Below are 18,913 nucleotides of genomic sequence, written 5' to 3'. Positions count from 1 at the left end.
CCTTAAGCTGGGAGTGAATAAATATGAGAAAATTCGAAAATGATGTTCAAGTAATAAAATATGAAGTATTAAAAGAAGTCTCTAAATTAGCAATGGAAGAAACACTTGAAGAAAAATATAATACAATACCTGAAAAAATAAGTCCTGGCCCTAAACCAAGAACTAGATGCTGTGTATATAAGGAAAGAGCAATAATTGAAGAACGAGTAAAGATAGCAAGAGGCGGGAATAAGGATAATGAGAACAATATAGAGGTTTTGGAAATAGCCTGTGATGAGTGTTCAATAAGTCGTTATACAGTTACAGAAGCATGTAGAGGATGTTTAGCTAAATGGTGTCATGAAGCTTGTCCTGTTGGAGCTATTTATTATGTAGATAATAAAGCTTATATTGATACAAATAAATGTATAGAATGTGGGAAGTGTAAAAATGTTTGTCCCTATAATGCCATTTCCGATGTAATGAGACCTTGTAGAAAGGCATGTGAGGTAAATGCCATATCTATAGATAAGGATAAAAAGGCTGTTATTGATAATGAAAAGTGTATACAATGTGGGGCGTGTGTATACAAATGTCCTTTTGGAGCTATTGTAGATAAATCCTATGTTGTTGATGTCATAAATCTTTTAAAAGAATCAAAACAAAATGATTTTAATGTATATGCTGCTATTGCTCCTGCAATTTCATCTCAATTTACACATGTGAATATTAGACAGCTGGTAAATGGAATAAAGCTTTTAGGCTTTCATGATGTTGTTGAGGTGGCCTTGGGGGCAGATATTGTAGCGTCCCATGAGACAGAAGAATTCAGTAAAGAGATAGATAAAAAAGGAGTAATAACAAGCTCTTGCTGTCCTGCTTTTGTTTCATATATAGAAAAAAATTATCCTGAACTTAAAGAAAATATATCTGGCAGCGTTTCTCCTATGATAGCAGTTTCAAGATTGATAAAGAATATTGACAAAGATGCAAAGGTAGTATTTATTGGTCCTTGTACTGCAAAAAAAGGGGAAATTAATAGAGAGGGCATTAAGGGAAGTACAGATTATGTAATTACCTTTGAAGAGTTAACTGCTATGCTAGATGCGGCAGAAATTGACCTTAAAAAATGTAATGAAGATCTTTTAGATAATGCTTCCTTCTTCGGTAGAATTTTTGCTAGAAGTGGAGGCTTGACTGAGGCTATTAAACATGTTATAGAAGAAGAAAGAATAGATACAGAGTTTAATCCTGTTGTATGTGATGGATTGTTAGAATGCAAAAAAGCCTTAAATATGGCTAAAGTAAATAGACTTAAAGGGAATTTTATTGAAGGTATGGCATGTAAAGGAGGATGTATAGGGGGCGCAGCTTCTGTACACCATGGTCCAAAGGATCGCAATGAAGTAGATAAGTATGGAAAATTGGCCATAGAAAAGAAAATAAAGGATTCTATAAGAGTCTTAAATATAGATAAATTAAATCTTGATAGATAGGACAAAAGTGCCCGCTGGGCACTTTTGTTAGTTCTAAGCCTTAAGTTTAAAGTTCTAAGTTCTCTGGTCTCTTTCTTTTGTTTTTTTAAAGCTTCAAAGAATGACCGGAATCTTGGAACATGGAACTTGCAGCTAAAAAAGTGTCTTAAGATGCTTTTTTACGCTTTAACAGCTTTTTTCTTTTTTGAACGTTGAAATATATAAATTGCAGCTAGTAATATAAAACCTATTCCACTGGTTTTAATATCTGGATTAACTAACATTAGACCAGAACCAAAAAGTACAAGCCTTTCCCAAGCTTTAGAAGGCATCAAGAAGTATCCGCTAACTCCTCCAGCAATACCAAACATTCCAATTAGCGCTGTTATCAAAGCGAAAGTTACTCTTAATGGTGTAGCATTAACTAAAACTAAAACGGGAGAGGTTGCAAAAATATATGGAACAAGATATGCTGCAAAGGCTAATTTTGAAGCTTCTACTCCAGTTTTAAAGGGGTTTGATCCAGCTATTCCTGAACCGGCAAAAGCAGCTAAAGCAACTGGTGGAGTTATATCTGCCACTATGCCAAAATAAAATACAAAAAGGTGGGCAGCTAATACAGGAACTCCAATTTTAATTAGAGCTGGGGCTGCAATGGTTGCTTGAACTATATAGTTAGCTGTTGTAGGCATTCCCATTCCTAAAATTATTGAAGCAATCATAGTTAAAAACATAGTAAGGTAAACTTTCCCTCCAGAAAGTAATACAATACCATGGGAGAGTTTTATTCCAAGTCCAGTTAAAGTAACAACTCCAACTATTATACCTGCACTTGCACAGGCCATAACCACAGGAAGAGCACTTCTTGCACCTTCATCCAAGCCCTTAATAACTTCTTTTAATCCGAAGGTTCGATTTTTATCTATATATCCATTTATAAATCCTATAATCAAGGATGATCCAATTCCTCCTAAAGCCGCACGCATTGGAGTATAGCCCTTTACCAGGAGGTAAACGATCACGATTATTGGAAGTCCAAGGAACCATTTTTTCTTTAATAATTCTTTAACCTTAGGAAGTTTAGATTTTGGTAGCCCTTCTAAACCATTTTTCTTAGCTTCTAGATGAACCATTATAAATATACCGGTAAAATAGAGGAGTGCTGGAATTGCAGCTCCCAATGCTATTGTAACATAGGGTAATTCAGTAAATTCCGTCATTATAAATGCGGCAGCCCCCATAACCGGTGGCATCAATTGACCTCCAGTTGATGCGGCAGCTTCAACTGCTCCAGCAAATTCAGATCTATAACCAATGCTTTTCATAAGAGGAATTGTAACTGATCCGGTACCAACGGTATTGGCAACGGAGCTTCCGGATATTGTTCCCTGAGTTGCACTTGCAACAATTGCAGCCTTTGCAGGACCTCCGGTAGAATGTCCAGCAATGGCAAGGGCTAAATCCGTTAACCAATCACCTATTCCTGTCATTTTAAGGTATGTTGCAAATAATAGGAATAAGAAGATAAAGGTTGATGATACCATCATTGGAATACCAAGTATAGATTCTGTACTTATCCATGCATAGGTTGCAATTCTATGTAAGCTGTATCCTCCATGGGAGAAATATCCTGGTACATAATTCCCAAAGAAGGCATAGAGTAAGAAAACACCTGAAACAGTTATAAGTACTGGACCTGCCACTCTCCTTGTTGCTTCTATAACTAAGATTACAGCTATTATAGAAACTATCATATCGGTTTTAGTATAAGCACCGGCCCGGAATAATAAAGTTTCGAAATTTACTACGTGATATGCCACTACACCAATAGATGCAGCTAATAGAATAAAATCATACCATTTAACTTTATTCGATCTATCATTTTTCCTTAATGGATAGAGTAAGTATATTAGAACTAAGGCAAAACCCACATGAACACCACGCTGTATTGTGGGAGGTTTCAATCCTAATGAAGATGTATAGATTTGCCATAAACTCCAAATAACAGCTATAATAAATACAAATTTCCCTAAGATTCCCGTTAATTGTCTAAAGGTAAATTCTCTATCGTATTTAGCCATGAGTTCTTGCTGTTTTTTCTCATCAAGTGTTGGCTTTATATTATTTACACTCATTTAATAAAATGCCTCCTCAAAAAAATATTTAATCAAGCTTTTCTTTCTAGCTCTAATTTTTACATATCCCCCGGGCTTATAAATATCTTTAAGGGGGATAACTTTATCTTTAAAAAATAATGTATGATTTGCCACAATTTTTCCTATGACTACAGGGACTGAATCAAATATAATATCATAATTATAAACTCGAATATAATCATCATTATATTCCCATATTTCATCACGATTTGGACTAGATGGTAAATTAGCACTAAAGGAGTCAAAAATCATTTCATATATAGAAATACTTAAATCATCTTCGATTTTATAAGTTTCAATAACAGGCCTCAGACTAACGGAATGTGTCCATTTAACAGAGAATTTATCCTGGGGTTTTGCCGGAAATTGGAGTAAAATTTTATTGAAATCCAAGCCTTTATCTGCAATATAAACCTGGAGCAAGGTAACTTTGTATAATGAAAGTATTGAGATTATCAATATAATGGTAATAATGACAACAGATATTTTTAAGAATTTAGATGTTTTCATAATATTATAAAAGGCCGAGATAGGTAAGCTATCCCGGCCTATCTACTATTTATTTAATCCTTTTTCGTCATAGTATTTTTGTGCTCCAGGATGAATAGGTGTAGTTATACCGTTTAAAGCGTTTTCTAGCTTAATTTGTTTACCCCTGGCATGTCCTTCGGCTATTGAATCTGTATTTTCATACATTACTTTTGTAATGTTATAAACCAAATCTTCTGGTAGATCTTCTTTAACATAAAGTACAGCCTGAAGAGTTACAGTTGTGGCATCTTCGTCCTGACCATTATATTCTCCACCAGTAATAGTGAATTTGGAAGCGAATGGAATCAGTTCTTTAACTTTATCAAATTCAGCTCCATCTATAGAAATAACTCTTACAGGATTAGTAGTTGCAACTTCTGTAACTGCAGATGCTGGGAATGAAACAACTGCAAAAGCTGCGTCTATATTACCATCCTTTAGACCTGCAACGGCATCAGAAAAGCTGCCGGGTTTTGAAGTATAATCCTTTGGACCAATGCCATAGGCTTCTAAAATCTTCATTGCAGTTACATAGGTACCACTTCCTGGAGGACCAGGGTTAATTGCTTTACCCTTTAAGTCAGCCACTGATTTAACATCTGTATCTTGGGTGGTTATAATGTGCATAACCTCCGGATATACAACTCCCACTGCCTTAAAGTTTGTAAGAGGTTTACTAAAGCTTTCACCAGTACCATTAAAAGCATCATCTGCTATATTATTCATAGCAAGAACCAAATCTACTTCACCGGAAGCAACTCTGTTAATGTTTTCTACAGAAGCTCCTGCAGGCTGAATTGTAACGTTAACTCCTTCAATATTATTATTCCATACATTAGCCATAGCTCCACCTAATGGATAATATGTACCAGAAGTACCACCTGTTGCAAATGCAAGTTCAAGATTTCCACCGGAGCTTTGAGATTGTTCTCCAGTACTTTCGCCGGTTTCCTGGGTTGTTGACCCACCACAGCCGGTTAATACTAATGATACTACAAGTATCATCATAAGAAAGATAGATAAAGTTTTCCTCATTAATTATTCCCCCTCAAATTTTTATTTTAAATCCTTTATCTTCAATAATGAAAATAAAAGGCTTTAAAACTATAATTTACCAAAATAATAAAAACCCCATATAAATTTAGTCCACATAAAAGTTAAGGATGGTAAAAGCAAAACAATAAAAATGCAATTTTAGATCAATAATAATTCAAAATATATTCTTGCACTATAAAATTATTTATCTAAAATGATAAAAATTATGTGGATATATTATACCGGGTTCCATTAGTTAAGCTGTCATGGGCTGCATAACAGCAGTTAATAGAGCGGATAGAGATATATTAAATTTTATTAACAATTTATTACAATTATAAAGTAACAAATTGAAAGAGTCAATAATAAAAATTCATATTTTCAAAAATTCAGATAAAGGTTCGTTTTAATTAAAGCAAAGTTATTGTTGAAAAAATTTTGATAATTTAATATTATATTAATAACTACTAAAAACTACTGAAAACTACAGAAAAAATATTAGAAAATTATAAATTTTCAATTTTATAACTAGAATATTTAAATAATTTGGAAAATTAAGTATTGACTGATAATAATTAGTGTTGTACAATATATATATAATCAAATATTGAGGCAGGAGATGGTGAGAGCCACGCAAATTTACCTATATAAATTAGGTTAATTTTGTGTGGCTTTTTCTTATTTGTAAAATCAAAAGCTTTGCAACAAATTTCAGTATTTAAGAAAATTAATTTAGAATAAGTGTGAACTATAGTGAAACAATTGTGTTGTTATGTAGATTATAGGAGTGGATAAAATGAAAAAAAAGCTTTTTCATAAGTTAGAACAAAATCCAATTATAGCTGCAGTTAACAATTTAGAAAAGCTTAATTTAGCTATTCAATCACCTAGTGAGATTATTTTTTTACTGACTGGAGATATCTACAATTTAAAAGGAGTTATTGATAGAGTTAAAAAGGCTCACATGGATATTTATATTCATATTGACTTAATTGAAGGATTTTCAAAGGATAGGATTGCGTTAAAATATATCAGTGAAAAAATGAATCCCGATGGCATTATTACTACCAAAAGCAATCTTATAAAAAAAGCAAAAATCATGAATATATGCGCTATACAAAGACTTTTCTTATTAGATTCTCTTTCTTTGGATAAAGGTATCAATTCTATATCTTCTACAAAACCCGACGCTGCAGAAGTTATGCCTGGAACTATGCCCAAAATTATAAATAGAATATATAACCAGACAAGAACACCTATAATAGCTGGAGGTTTGATTAGTGATAAACACGATGTAATAGACTGTTTAAAATCAGGTGCAGTAGGAATATCTACAAGTAAAGAAGAAATTTGGTGCATGTAATTTTATCCAACGGGAAATCGTTTGGATGAAATATAAACTGAAATTTTGGAGGTGATAGGAGGCGGTAGTATATATAATTTAAAAATAAAAAAGGTTTGGGGGGATTACAATTATCTAAAGTAAAATGAAGAGAGATAATGATTTGAGACTAAAGAACTAATATATTAAAAGGGGGAAATAATATGACATTAGAATTAATCTTAGCTGCATTTGGTGGGGGTTTATTGGGAGCAGTAATAGGGGCATTGCCTGCATTTATTTTTACAGGATTTATAGGGCTTGTTGGGGTTGCGGTTATAGCTGCTGGAGGCCCAGAGATTATATTAAATGATATTACCTTTGGAGCATTATTTGGACCACATATAGCTTTTGCTGGAGGAGTTGCAGCTGCCGCCTATGCGGCTAATAAAAAGAAGGTTCTTGATAGCGGTATGAATACTTTAATACCATTAAGTAAATATAGGGATGCAGGTATATTGATTGTTGGTGGCGTTTTTGGGGTATTGGGCTTGGGAATAAATTATCTTTATTCAACCATATTAGTTCTTCAAACTGATACAATTGCGATGACAGTAGTGACATCGGGTATTATTGCTAGATTGGTTTTTGGAAATACAGGATTATTTGGTAAAATGATACCTGCTGATGATGAAGTGGCAGCAGCATCAGAATTAAATAGAAGAAGATATTTTCCAGATTTAAAAACATTAGGCTTGAATATTATAATAGGTTTAGGTTTAGGTCTAGTTGTATCCTATGTAGTAATTCTTACTAACATTGGTCCATTTGGATTTTGTGTTAGTGCTGCTTCACTAATGTTTGCTCAAATGGGATTTTCAATTCCAGCAACCCATCACATTACACTGGTTGCGGGATTGGCAGCTATTGCCACAGGAAATATATTTATTGGCGCAGCCTTTGCGATATTATCAGCAATATTATTTGAAATAGCCGCATTGATATTTAATAGCAATTGTGACTCTCACATAGACCCTCCAGCCACAGCCATATTTATTTGTGCATTCATAATATTTGCTGTTTTTTAACATTTATTGTTCTGTAGATTTGTTTAATTTAGTGAATAGTTAGAAGCTTTTAAAAGTTATAGTTGCTTCAGATGATTATAAACTTTTATAATATAATTAATTAGGAGGATGAAATTATGATTAAAAAATATATTTTGGCGTTAGATCAGGGGACTACAAGTTCAAGGGCAATTATTTTTAATCACGATGGAGAAATAGTAAAGACAAGTCAGAAAGAGTTTACTCAAATATATCCTAAAGGTGGCTGGGTAGAGCATGATGCTATGGAAATATGGGGTTCTCAGAGTGGGGTGGCTAGAGAGGTTTTAGAATCTGCTGGAATAAGACCGGAAGAAATAGCTGCTATTGGCATAACAAATCAGAGAGAAACTACTGTTGTATGGGATAAGAATACTGGTAAACCTATATATAATGCCATAGTTTGGCAGTGTAGAAGAACTGCAGATATATGTGATAAGCTGAAAGAACGAGGTTTGGAAGAATATATAAGAAAGAATACTGGTCTTGTGGTAGATGCATATTTTTCAGGTACTAAGATTAAGTGGATACTTGATAATGTTGATGGAGCAAGGGAAAGGGCAGAAAAAGGAGAATTGTTGTTTGGAAATATAGATACCTGGCTGGTTTGGAATCTTACAAGGGGCAAGGTCCATGTAACGGATTATACAAATGCTTCTAGAACTATGCTGTATAATATTAAGGAACTTAAATGGGATGAGAAAATTATTAATGAATTGGGAATACCGGCTTCAATGCTTCCAGAGGTTAGACCTTCAAGTGAAATCTATGGAGAAACAGATCCAAAGACATTTGGCGGAGCAAAGATACCTATAGCAGGTATAGCTGGAGACCAGCAAGCTGCTTTATTTGGGCAGGCGTGTTATGAACCGGGCATGGCGAAGAATACATATGGAACAGGTTGTTTTATGCTTATGAATACTGGAGAAGAAATGGTACCTTCTAATAATGGCCTATTAACTACAATTGCATGGGGAATAGATGGTAAGGTTGAATATGCTCTGGAGGGAAGTATTTTTGTAGCAGGTGCTTCTGTTCAGTGGCTTCGTGACGAATTAAGATTGATTGATGATGCCAAAGACAGTGAATATTTTGCAAATCAGGTAAAAGACACCAATGGGGTATATGTTGTCCCTGCCTTTGTAGGACTTGGCGCACCATACTGGGATATGTATGCACGAGGTATAATAGCAGGACTTACCCGTGGTGCCAATAGAAATCATATTATTAGAGCCACATTAGAGTCCATAGCATATCAGACAAGAGATGTTCTGGAAGCCATGGAAGAAGATTCTGGCATAAATCTTCAAACCCTTAAGGTGGATGGAGGGGCAGTTGCCAATAACTTTTTAATGCAATTCCAGGCAGATATACTTGGAGTACCCGTTGAAAGACCGGTTATTGCAGAAACTACAGCCCTTGGAGCAGCATATTTGGCAGGCTTGGCAGTAGGTTTTTGGAATAGCAGGGAAGAGATATCTGAAAAATGGTCGGTAGATAGACATTTTGAACCTTCTATGGATGAAAATGCAAAAGAAACAAAATATAAGGGATGGAAAAAAGCCGTTGAAAGAGCAGGTAAGTGGGAAGAAGCCGATGATGGCAGTGAAGATTAGTAAAGCGATATAGAGCATATATATTTACAAATATTAATTATTATGATACTATATGATTAAATAATATATTTTAAAGGCATGAGATTTGGAGAGCCGTATAAGTGAAATCTATAAATAGTAGGTTTTGCTTGTAGGGCTTTTTTTGTTGCATAAGAATATAAACTTTTTTAATGAAACATATCTATAGTAATAGTAAATCAAAGCTTTGTTATTTAAGGCATTAAACGTGGAATTTGGAGTTTAGAGGAAGTTTAAATTGTCTTTATAAAATATTTTGGTTTAAACAATGGAGGGTTTTTTATGTATGATGTAGCTGTAATTGGAGCTGGTATAATAGGAAGTTTTGTGGCTAGGGAATTATCTAAATATGATTTAGATATAGTCTTAATTGAAAAGGACACAGATATAGCAAATGGAACAACGAAAGCAAACAGTGCAATTATTCACGCTGGCTATGATGCAGTGCCAGGCACATTAAAAGCCAGGTTAAATGCCCTTGGTAATCCTATGTATGATAGTGTATGCAAAGAACTAGATGTGCATTTTAAAAGGATAGGTTCGATGGTTATTGCCACAAATCAGGAGGAAATAAAAAAGATCAAAAATTTGTATGAAAGAGGGCTTAAAAATGGTATTCCTAATATGGAAATATTAGATGCTGAAAAAGTAAGACAAAAAGAAGCTGGTATCAATGAAGATGTTATTGGTGCTCTATATGCACCTACTGCTGGAATTATTTGTCCCTGGGAATTAGCCGTTGCTTTGGCAGAAAATGCAGCGGATAATGGAGTAGAAATAAAACTTGAAAGTCAGGTGACAGATATTGAGAAAGTAGAAAACAATTATCATATATATACTGAAAAGGAAAAAATAAAAGCAAAGTATGTAATCAACTGTGGAGGACTTTATAGTGAAGAAATTAGTAAAATGGTTGGAGATAAATCATTTAAGATTACCCCAAGAAGGGGAGAGTATAATATATTGGATAAAAATGCAGGAAATATTGTTAAACATGTGATTTTTCAGGCTCCTACAGAATATGGTAAAGGCGTTATTGTAACTCCTACTGTACATGGAAATTTACTTGTTGGTCCAAACGCTGAGGATATTGATGATAAGGGAAATACAAAAACCACCAGAGAAGGTATTGAACTTATAAGAGAAGTTTCAAAGAAAACTATCAAAAGAATTCCTTTTAATTTAACTATCACAAGCTTCTCGGGCTTGAGGGCAAAACCTGATACCGGGGACTTTATTATAGAAGAATCAAAGGCTGCAAAGGGATTTATAAATGTTGCAGGAATTGAATCGCCAGGTTTATCTGCTGCTCCTGCAATTGCTGAGTATGTTATAGATATCTTTAAAGGAATTAATTGCCATTTGAAGGGAAAAAGAGATTTTAAACCAAATAGAAGACCATTGATACGCTTTATGGAACTAAGTAATGAGGAAAAATCCAGGGTGATAAATGAAGATCCAAGATATGGAAGGATTATTTGCAGATGTGAAGGTATTACAGAAGGGGAAATTGTAGATGCAATAAATAGAAATGCAGGGGCAAGAACATTAGATGCTGTAAAGAGAAGAGTTAGACCGGGTATGGGGAGATGCCAGGGGGGATTTTGCGGTCCTAGGGTCATGGAAATTTTGGCAAGAGAGCTAGGAAAGGATATTAATGATATTGTAAAGGACGGCTCACAGTCTTATATATTAGTAGACGAAACAAAAAGTGGATTATAGGGAGGCAAAGCTAATGTTAGTATATGATATTGTTGTTATTGGAGGAGGACCAGCAGGCTTAGCCGCTGCAATAGAAGCAAAGAAAAATGGAGTAAATAGTATTTTGGTAATTGAAAGGGATAGGGAATTAGGAGGAATATTACAACAATGCATACACAATGGATTTGGACTTCATATTTTTAAAGAGGAATTGACTGGTCCAGAGTATGCAGAAAGATTTATTATGGAGCTCAGAGAGCTGGGAATAGAATATAAACTAGATACAATGGTATTGGGGATAAGTAATGATAAAGAAATTAGTGCAATTAATACAGTGGACGGGTTTTTGAGTATTAAAGCCAGTGCTGTTATATTGGCTATGGGATGTAGAGAAAGGACTAGAGGTGCTATAGGAATACCAGGAACGAGACCTGCTGGAATCTTTACTGCAGGAACTGCTCAAAGATTTGTTAATATGGAAGGGTATATGGTAGGGAAAAAGGTCGTTATATTGGGGTCCGGAGATATTGGCCTTATAATGGCTAGAAGAATGACGCTTGAGGGCGCCAAGGTGCTTGCTGTAGTTGAACTTATGCCTTTTTCAGGAGGACTTACCAGAAATATTGTACAATGTCTTGAGGATTATAATATTCCGTTATTACTTAGTCATACTGTAACAGAAATAAAAGGTAAGGATAGGGTAGAGGGTGTTAAGGTTGCTAAGGTGGATGAAAATAGAAAGCCTATTGCAGGAACAGAAATATTTTTTGATTGTGACACCTTGTTATTATCTGTTGGATTAATTCCTGAAAACGACATATCTAGAAATACGGGAGTTCAACTTGATCCAGTTACTTCGGGACCAATTGTAAATGAGGCAATGGAAACAAGCATAGAAGGGATATTTGCCTGTGGTAATGTTGTTCATGTACATGATCTAGTGGATTTTGTTACAGCTGAAAGTAGAAAAGCAGGAAAGAGTGCTGCAAGATATATAGCTAAAAAAATTATTAAGGATGGATCTATGGCTAAAATAAAGCCAGGACCAGGAATTAGATATATTATTCCCCAGAAAGTTAGATTGTCAAATGTTGATACTACATTGGATTTATTCATGAGGGTGGATAATGTATATAAAGATATGAATATGATTGTCTGTATTGATGGAAAAGAAATTAAAAGAACAAGAAAAAATCATTTAGCCCCTGGTGAAATGGAATCATTAAGAATTAAAAAAGAAGAATTAATGTTTTCTGACAAATCTATTATTACAGTGTCTTTGGAAAGAGAGGGCGTTTAAATGGAAAATAAAGAAATTATTTGTATTGTATGTCCTGTTGGATGTCATATTGAAATATCAAAGGATAAGGATTCTTACGTTGTTACAGGGAATAAATGCCCAAGGGGAGAGACTTATGCTATTAAAGAGTTGACTAATCCTACAAGGGTTTTAACAACAACTGTAAAAATTAAAGGTGGGAAATTGAATAGATTGCCTGTAAAAACAAAGGAATCTATTCCTAAGGAAAAAATTTATGAATGCATGAAAGTAATAAATTCAATTGAAATAGAAGCTCCAGTTTCAATGGGGGATGTTATTATCAAAGAGATACTTGATACCGATGTGGATGTAGTTGCAGCAAGAAGTATGGAAAAGTCTGGATAACTTTAAATCCATTCATCTGTAATGAGGCTAAGCATAATAAATTTTATAAAATATGTTCCGTTAGACGGGCATATTTTTTTATGTTATAATAAATGAAAACTATTATCAGTAGGTGGTATTATGGCAAATTATTATAATGAGATAAATAGAATGATAGAAAAAATAGCCCATAAAGTTTTAATTTCAGATAAAAGGAAATTTAAAGTTGCAAGAAAAAATCAGGAATTTTCATTGTTGGAAATGTTTATAATAAAGAAAATTGGAAAAAATGAAATAAAATCAATATACGAGCTTGTAAAAGAAATGGAAATTGATAGAGGCTTAGTGACATCGATTATTAAAAAACTAGTAATAACTGGATATATCAAGAAGGAAAAGGCCCAGGAAGATAAAAGAGTTAATATGCTTCGATTAACGGTATCGGGAAAAGAAATCTATAATGAGATAATAGTCGGGCAGCAAGAATTCTTTGAATTTATACTTAGTGATGTGACTCTTAATGAAGAGAAAGCCATATTGAAATTTTTAAGTAAGATAAATCAGAAGATATATTAAGTCTACTGTGAGAATAAATTTAGCGTAAGAGGTTTTAGATAAAATAGATAAAAAAGACTAAGCTTAAGAGCTTAATCTTTTCTAAATGCCTTCTTAATATGTATCTATTATTCTGGTTGAGGAGCGTCTACAGGACAAACATTAGCACATGCTCCACAATCGATACAACTAGATTCATCGATTACGTATCTGTCATCTCCTGCGCTAATAGCTCCAACTGGACATTCTGCTTCGCATGCTCCACAACTAATGCAAGCATCATTAATTTTATAAGCCATTGTAACATCCTCCTTTAATAAATCTTAAAAACATTACATAATGAATTATACAGTATACAAGGTATGTTAAACAATAGTATCATGGAAAAAATCTAAAAAATAGACTAAAATATAATGATTATCATTGTATTTTCCCTTGGATTAATATCTTGTGTCAATAAATTAAGAAGTTGTGCTGGTAAATTAAATATTAAAAATCTGATATAAGAACTAGCACAACGAGTTAAATTAACTATTGAGCAAATTGCATAATTATCTTCTGTAAAAACTATCTAATACATATAGTTTAAAAATCTTCAAAGACATACCATCGAAATATATTTAATTCTAAATAATTAAATTAAGGATAATATTCGCATATGCAACTTAGCCAAGTTAGAATTATGTAATTTCCTCAATTATAGGAATTAATTTCTATTAACAAATATTTTGTTTTATGAGATAATAAAAGTTAATATTTAATAAATGGAGGCAATTCATGAGAGTAGTTGCGCTAGTTGGGAAAAGTGGTACAGGAAAAAGCTATAAAGCATTAGAGCTTGCCCATTATAAAAAAATTGATTATGTTGTAGATGATGGCCTTTTGATTAAAGGAAGTAAGATAATTGCTGGAAAATCTGCAAAAAGGGAGAAAACTAAAATATCTGCAGTAAAGACAGCTTTATTTATGGAAAAAAGCCATAGGCAAAATATTATTAATAAAATAGAAGAATATAGTCCTAAATGTATTCTAATTTTAGGAACTTCTGATAAAATGGTTAATTATATTTGTGAAAATTTGAAAATAGGACCCATAGATGAAACGATATATATATATGAAATATCTAGTGAAGAAGATATAAGAATAGCAAAGGAAACGAGATTAAAAGAAGGGAAACATGTAATACCGGTTCCTACCTTTGAAATTAAAAAAGATTTTTCCGGGTATTTTATTGATAAGCTTAAAATTTTTGGTAGGAAAAAGGACAACACCTTCCAGATAGCTGAAAAGTCCGTTGTTAGGCCTACTTACAGCTACATGGGTAAATTTACTATAAATGATAGAGCTATAATTCATATGGTCAAGTATGTAAGTAGTAATATTCAAAGTATTCATAAAGTGATTAAGGTTAAAATAATTACTCATCAGACGGGAATAGCTATTAATATTGAGTTAATATTTAAATATGGCTATAGGATTCCTGATGAGATATCATTACTTCAAAAACGAGTTAAAGAAGAAGTTGGACATATGACATCATTAAATATAATTTCTGTCAATATTGTTATAAAAAGTTTAGAAATAAAAAAATGATATGTTATTTACAAAAATTTACGTGTATGTTATAATGCCATTGTAAAAAGCAATAGGCATTTTTTTATTTACGAATTAGGAAAAGGTTTTCCAGTCAAAATAGCAACTTTTCTGAATATTTTTACCAATAATTATTTTAATCATTGAAAGTAGTATATTTAATACCAATTATCTGGAAAGGCCATAATAATGAGGAATATACTTATTGACACAAAAAGGTACTTATGTTAATTATTTCAATAAAATCTATTTTGGGACTTTATTGAATAGTTATTATATTGAAAAAAATAAGGAGGTTTCTTGCAATGGCAGAAAAAACTATGAATGCACAAGATTACATTAATGGAGTATTAGAAAATGTAAAGAAAAGAAATAGTGGAGAGCCAGAATTTTTACAAGCAGTTGAAGAGGTATTAATTTCTTTGGCGCCAGTTTTAGAAAAACATCCTGAGTATATCGAGGCTAATTTATTAGAGAGAATGGTAGAACCAGAAAGACAAATAATCTTTAGAGTACCATGGGTTGATGACAATGGTAAGGTACAAGTTAACCGTGGTATGAGAGTTCAATTTAATGGTGCAATAGGCCCTTATAAAGGAGGAATAAGATTCCATCCTTCTGTATATCTTGGTATTATAAAATTCTTAGGATTTGAGCAAGTATTTAAGAATTCATTATCAGGACTTCCAATTGGAGGAGGAAAAGGTGGTTCAGACTTTGATCCTAGAGGAAAATCCGATGGTGAAATCATGAGATTTTGTCAAAGCTTTATGACAGAGCTTTATAGACATATTGGCCCAGATGTAGACGTTCCAGCTGGAGATATTGGTGTTGGAGCAAGAGAAATAGGATATTTATATGGACACTATAGAAGAATTAGAGGTGCATTCGAGAATGGAGTTTTAACAGGTAAAGGACTATCCTATGGAGGTAGCTTAATAAGACCTGAGGCTACAGGATTTGGTGTAGCATATTTCTGCCAGGAAATACTAAAGCATGAAAATGATACTTTTGAAGGTAAAACAGTTGCTGTATCAGGATTTGGTAATGTTGCATGGGGAGCATGCCAAAAGGTTAGTGAGCTAGGTGGTAAGGTAGTTACACTTTCAGGTCCTGATGGATATATTTATGACCCAGATGGAGTAACTGGAGAAAAGATAGATTATCTAGTAGAAATGAGAGCTTCAGGTAGAGATAAGGTACAGGATTATGCTGATAAATATGGCGTAGAGTTTTTCCCAGGAGAAAAACCATGGGGAGTTAAAGTTGACATTATAATGCCATGTGCTACTCAAAATGATATTCATCTTGAACATGCTAAGCAAATAGTTGCTAATGGAATTAAATATGTGTGTGAAGCTGCCAACATGCCTACTACAAATGATGCATTAAAATATTTACAGGATAACAATGTAATAGTTGGTCCAGCTAAGGCAGCTAATGCTGGAGGAGTTAGTACTTCTGCTCTTGAAATGGCACAAAATAGTATGAGATTATCTTGGAGCGAAGAAGAAGTTGATGCGAAATTACATGAAATAATGATAAATATCCATAACAATGCTATGAAGGCTGCAGAGGATTATGGATACGGATATAATTTAGTTGCAGGAGCTAATATAGCTGGATTCTTAAAAGTTGCAGATGCTATGTATGCACAAGGAAATTATTAAAAATTTTAAAAGCTTGAAAATAGAAAATAATTGATATATAATTTAATTATAAGAATTTTAAAATAATTATTACTGCTTTATTTACCGTGGTGTTGTACTACAACATTGCTTAGTGAATAAAATCCAGTACAATATGAACTTTCTTTGAGGAAGTAATTCATATTGCACTGGATTTTTTTATTTAAGGGAAACTAGCACAATCAGTTAAGTTAATTTTTGAAAATAAATTTAAATAAAGAATGGGGGATTTATATGAGTCTAAACAAAGCTCCTAAGAACAATGTATTCTATAGGAATCAAAACTGGCGCTACCCTAAAATAGAAAGAGGGGAAGGTATTTACCTAATTGATGAAAAAGGCAAAAAGTATATTGATGGCTGTTCTGGATCGGCTGTGGCCAATATTGGTCATGGAAATAAGGAGGTGGCGGAATTCACCAAAAAACATATGGAAAGAATAGCCTTTACCCATCTTTCCAGATGGACAGTTGATTCAATTGAAAAATGTGCTAAGAAAATAACCGATTGGGCTCCAGAAAATCTAAATCATGTCTATTTTGTATCAGGTGGATCTGAATCTACTGAAACAGCCATAAAAATGGCTAGACAATATTTTGTTGAAAGGGATGGAAAGAATACTACTAAGTGGAAGGTAATTTCTAAGTGGAATTCATTTCATGGAAACACAATGGGAGCTCTTTCCATGACAGGTATAACTGGAAGAAGGAAAATATATGATCCTATGCTAATTAACTTTCCTAAAGTACCGCAATTTTATCATTACAGAAATCCATGGAACTGTGAAACTCTGGAAGAAACCAGTATAAAAGCAGCAAAGGCTTTAGAAGCAGAGATTATAAGGCATGGAGCCGACAATATAGCGGCATTTATTACTGAACCTGTGGTAGGTTCGGCTGCACCTGGGGTACATCCTGATAAAATATATTTTGAAATGGTTAGAGAAATTTGTGATAAATATGATGTATTGCTAATAGTAGATGAAGTTATGGCTGGTTTTGGTAGAACAGGAAAAAGATTTGCTATGGAGCATTATGGTGTGGCGGCTGATATTATTACATGTGCAAAGGGAATGAGCTGTGGATATACTCCAATAGGAGCTGCTATAGCTAGCGATGAAATATTCAATACAATAATGGTTGAGGGCTCAGGACATTTTGTTCATGGACATACATATGCTAGTAATCCACTATCCTGTGGTATAGCTAATAAGGTAATAGAAATTATGGAGAGGGAAGGCTATGTAGATAATGCGGCTAAACAAGGAGACTATCTGATGGAAAAGCTTCAGAAGCTATATGAATATCCAATAGTTGGTGACATTAGAGGAAAGGGTTTGATGATAGGTATTGAATTTGTAAAGGACCAAAAAACAAAGGAACCCTTTGATTCAAAGCTTGCAGTAAAAAATAAGATAATGAGTAATTGCCTTGAGGAAGGTTTGGTTGTATATCCTGGTGGAGGTTCAGTAGATGGTGTAAGAGGAGATCATGCCCTTATTGCTCCCCCGGTGAATATTACTAGAGAAGAAATTGATTTGCTATATGATACATTGGAAGCTGGAATCAAGAAAACCAGCGAAGAAATGCTATAAAAAAGGAAAGGAGTGTTTTTATGGAAAAGTTAATTATTACTATTGCCCCTACAGGGAATGTACCAACTAAAGAATTAAATCCTTATTCGCCTTTAACTATAGATGAAATCATTGAAGATATAAAAAAATGTCATGAATTAGGTGCGGCTATAGCTCATATACATATTAGGGATGAAAATCAAAAACCTACAAGCGATAGAAGTATTTTTAAAAAAATTGTAGATAAATTAGATGAAGAGAATGTAGAAATAATAAAGCAGCTTTCTACCGGTGCAAGGGGAGGAGCAAACACTATAGATTGGCGGGGACAGATGTTGGATTTAAATGCTCATATGGCAAGCCTGGCAACTGGTTCATCAAATTTTCTAAATAGTGTTAATGCCAATTCTCCACAGCTAATTAAGGCTTTAGCTGAAAAGATGTATGATAATAATATAAAACCGGAAATAGAAGCATTTGATGTTGCTATGATTCACAATGCTGTAAAATTTGTTAAAAAAGGCATTTTAAAAGAACCTTTGCATTTTAATTTAGTTATGAATGTACCGGGATCCATAAAGGGAACACCTAAAAATTTAATGTTTATGGTAGATAGCTTGCCTAAAGGGGCCACATGGACAGTATCCGGTATAGGTAGGTCTCAGATTGAAATGATTACAATGGCAATACTTTTGGGAGGGCATGTTAGAACAGGACTGGAAGATGTTCTTAAAATGCCAGATGGAAGTCATGCAACAAATGAATTACTAGTAAAAAGGGTTGTGAGAATAGCTAAAGAACTGGGTAGGGAAATAGCCAGCGTAGATGAAACTAAGAAAATACTTGGATTAGGATAAGAAATATTATTGCTCAATTTATTCACTTGCAAAAAATGAAACTTATTTGTATAATAAAGATGTAA

Annotated in this window: 16 protein-coding genes; 12 read left to right on the top strand and 4 right to left on the bottom strand. The window is 33.5% G+C overall.

Going from position 1 to position 18,913, the window contains the following annotated elements:
* Positions 1-23 precede the first annotated feature (23 nt).
* Entirely contained in the window at positions 24-1,475 is a 1,452-nt protein-coding gene (locus tag B5X81_RS06640; RefSeq protein WP_079490375.1) for a 4Fe-4S dicluster domain-containing protein, read from the top strand.
* A gap of 158 nt (positions 1,476-1,633) precedes the next feature.
* On the opposite strand, the gene B5X81_RS06635 is transcribed toward B5X81_RS06640, so the two are convergent.
* The 3 genes from B5X81_RS06635 to B5X81_RS06625 are packed head-to-tail and all read right to left on the bottom strand — an operon-like array spanning position 1,634 to position 5,176.
* Complete coding sequence (locus B5X81_RS06635) at positions 1,634-3,589, bottom strand: TRAP transporter permease (RefSeq protein ID WP_079490374.1); 1,956 nt, start codon at positions 3,587-3,589, stop codon at positions 1,634-1,636.
* Positions 3,590-4,120 (bottom strand): DUF1850 domain-containing protein, encoded by a 531-nt coding sequence (locus tag B5X81_RS06630; protein WP_079490372.1) that lies wholly within the window; start codon positions 4,118-4,120, stop codon positions 3,590-3,592.
* 45 nt (positions 4,121-4,165) lie between these two features.
* Positions 4,166-5,176: a TAXI family TRAP transporter solute-binding subunit gene (locus B5X81_RS06625; protein WP_079490371.1), complete on the bottom strand. Its 1,011-nt coding sequence runs from the start codon at positions 5,174-5,176 to the stop codon at positions 4,166-4,168.
* 796 nt (positions 5,177-5,972) lie between these two features.
* On the opposite strand from B5X81_RS06625, the gene B5X81_RS06620 reads away from it, so the two are divergent.
* From B5X81_RS06620 to B5X81_RS06590, 7 genes are all read left to right on the top strand, one after another.
* Positions 5,973-6,539: a glycerol-3-phosphate responsive antiterminator gene (locus B5X81_RS06620; protein WP_079490369.1), complete on the top strand. Its 567-nt coding sequence runs from the start codon at positions 5,973-5,975 to the stop codon at positions 6,537-6,539.
* Between the two features lie 182 nt (positions 6,540-6,721).
* Positions 6,722-7,585: a hypothetical protein gene (locus B5X81_RS06615; protein ID WP_079490368.1), complete on the top strand. Its 864-nt coding sequence runs from the start codon at positions 6,722-6,724 to the stop codon at positions 7,583-7,585.
* 116 nt (positions 7,586-7,701) lie between these two features.
* The gene (gene glpK, locus B5X81_RS06610; RefSeq protein ID WP_208985003.1) at positions 7,702-9,219 is read left to right on the top strand and encodes a glycerol kinase GlpK; all 1,518 of its coding nucleotides are present in this window, start codon (positions 7,702-7,704) and stop codon (positions 9,217-9,219) included.
* A 300-nt stretch (positions 9,220-9,519) separates the two neighbouring features.
* Positions 9,520-10,959: an NAD(P)/FAD-dependent oxidoreductase gene (locus B5X81_RS06605; protein ID WP_079490366.1), complete on the top strand. Its 1,440-nt coding sequence runs from the start codon at positions 9,520-9,522 to the stop codon at positions 10,957-10,959.
* Positions 10,960-10,972: 13 nt separating this feature from the next.
* Positions 10,973-12,238: an NAD(P)/FAD-dependent oxidoreductase gene (locus B5X81_RS06600; RefSeq protein ID WP_079490365.1), complete on the top strand. Its 1,266-nt coding sequence runs from the start codon at positions 10,973-10,975 to the stop codon at positions 12,236-12,238.
* Positions 12,239-12,604 (top strand): DUF1667 domain-containing protein, encoded by a 366-nt coding sequence (locus B5X81_RS06595; protein WP_079490363.1) that lies wholly within the window; start codon positions 12,239-12,241, stop codon positions 12,602-12,604.
* Positions 12,605-12,724: 120 nt separating this feature from the next.
* Positions 12,725-13,159 carry a MarR family winged helix-turn-helix transcriptional regulator gene (locus B5X81_RS06590; RefSeq protein WP_079490362.1) on the top strand — a complete coding sequence of 145 codons (435 nt, stop codon included), beginning with the start codon at positions 12,725-12,727 and terminating at the stop codon, positions 13,157-13,159.
* Between the two features lie 107 nt (positions 13,160-13,266).
* Here B5X81_RS06590 and B5X81_RS06585 read toward each other — a convergent pair whose 3' ends face one another.
* Positions 13,267-13,437, bottom strand: coding sequence for a DUF362 domain-containing protein (locus B5X81_RS06585; protein ID WP_079490360.1), 171 nt, complete (start codon positions 13,435-13,437; stop codon positions 13,267-13,269).
* A gap of 478 nt (positions 13,438-13,915) precedes the next feature.
* Between B5X81_RS06585 and B5X81_RS06580 the strand changes: the two genes are divergently transcribed.
* The 4 genes from B5X81_RS06580 (at position 13,916) to B5X81_RS06565 (ending at position 18,848) form a co-directional block, all read left to right on the top strand.
* Positions 13,916-14,731 carry an Asp23/Gls24 family envelope stress response protein gene (locus B5X81_RS06580; protein ID WP_079490359.1) on the top strand — a complete coding sequence of 272 codons (816 nt, stop codon included), beginning with the start codon at positions 13,916-13,918 and terminating at the stop codon, positions 14,729-14,731.
* 305 nt (positions 14,732-15,036) lie between these two features.
* The gene (gdhA, locus tag B5X81_RS06575) at positions 15,037-16,401 is read left to right on the top strand and encodes an NADP-specific glutamate dehydrogenase (RefSeq protein ID WP_079490357.1); all 1,365 of its coding nucleotides are present in this window, start codon (positions 15,037-15,039) and stop codon (positions 16,399-16,401) included.
* Between the two features lie 252 nt (positions 16,402-16,653).
* A complete protein-coding gene (locus B5X81_RS06570) occupies positions 16,654-18,012 on the top strand; it encodes an aspartate aminotransferase family protein (protein ID WP_079490356.1) in 1,359 nt (452 codons plus the stop codon).
* Positions 18,013-18,032: 20 nt separating this feature from the next.
* Entirely contained in the window at positions 18,033-18,848 is an 816-nt protein-coding gene (locus B5X81_RS06565; protein ID WP_079490354.1) for a BKACE family enzyme, read from the top strand.
* The last annotated feature ends 65 nt before the right edge of the window (positions 18,849-18,913 follow it).

The sequence above is a fragment of the Maledivibacter halophilus genome, assembly GCF_900167445.1.
Classification (GTDB): Bacteria; Bacillota; Clostridia; order Peptostreptococcales; family Caminicellaceae; genus Maledivibacter; species Maledivibacter halophilus.
This window is presented reverse-complemented; position numbering and strand designations above follow the sequence as displayed.